The 248-nt window shown below is 42.3% G+C and carries 1 pseudogene; it reads left to right on the top strand.

Annotation, left to right across the window (positions count from 1 at the left end):
• Positions 1-248 (top strand): annotated as a pseudogene (locus tag ACFINS_RS11140) (molecular chaperone DnaJ); the annotation flags it as partial.

The raw sequence follows: 248 nt of genomic DNA, 5'->3' as shown, positions 1-248 counted from the left end.
AAAAAACAAAAATCTGAGCCGGAAGCGCAACAGTGTCAGTGGGAAGGGTGTGAAAAAACAGGAACCCATAAGGCACCGGCAGGTCGAAATCACGAAGGTCAATATTTACATTTTTGTATTGACCACGTGCGTGCTTATAATAAAAATTTTAATTACTTTTCTGGTCTTAGCAATCAAGATATTGCAAAGTTCCAAAAGGATGCGCTCACAGGGCATCGCCCAACATGGCCGACAGATCTTAGCAATGG

Origin of the sequence: Bartonella sp. AA2SXKL (assembly GCF_042197205.1) — a bacterium.
Classification (GTDB): domain Bacteria; phylum Pseudomonadota; class Alphaproteobacteria; order Rhizobiales; family Rhizobiaceae; genus Bartonella.
The sequence above is the reverse complement of the archived record's forward strand: the minus strand, read 5'-3'. Positions and strand labels throughout refer to the sequence as shown.